The following is a 644-nucleotide window of genomic DNA, read 5'->3' as shown; positions in this document are numbered from 1 at the left end:
GCCGAAAGCAAATTACGAGATGCAGATCGCAAAAAGGACGAGTTTCTTGCAACATTGGCGCACGAACTCCGCAATCCTTTGGCTCCGATCCGTAGTGGCCTGCAATTGATGCAGCTGATTGGGGTAAACGCTCCCATTGAGAAGGTCAGATCAATGATGGAACGTCAGCTTCTACAGTTAGCACGGTTGGTTGATGATCTTCTAGATGTCAGCCGATTGACGTCAGGTAAGCTTGAACTACGCATGGAGCGAGTTCAACTTCAGGATGTCATCACTGCCGCTCTGGAGACAAGTCGACCAATGATCGATCAGCAAGGGCACGAACTCACCGTATCCCTTCCGGACGATCCAATTTTCGTTGAAGGCGACCCTATTCGCTTGGCCCAAGTCGTGTCAAATCTGCTGAATAATTCGGCGAAGTACACAAATCACGGAGGGCAGATACGTGTGACGGTGCTTTGCGACTCCAAGGAGGTGGTTCTGACAGTATCGGATAACGGGATCGGCATCCCCGCATCCATGCTTGAGCGAGTGTTCGGTATGTTTACTCAAGTTGACCGGACACTGGAGAAGACGACTGGCGGTTTGGGTATAGGGCTCTCACTTGTAAAGGGTCTGGTACATATGCATGGTGGTACCATCTC

Annotated in this window: 1 protein-coding gene; it reads left to right on the top strand. The window is 50.8% G+C overall.

Annotated features, from left to right (window positions below; all coding sequences use genetic code 11):
* A partial coding sequence (locus ACO0LF_RS31405; protein ID WP_423021320.1) for a sensor histidine kinase occupies positions 1-644 on the top strand: 644 nt, incomplete at both ends.

This window comes from Undibacterium sp. Di27W (assembly GCF_049340345.1).
GTDB lineage: Bacteria > Pseudomonadota > Gammaproteobacteria > Burkholderiales > Burkholderiaceae_D > Undibacterium.
This window is presented reverse-complemented; position numbering and strand designations above follow the sequence as displayed.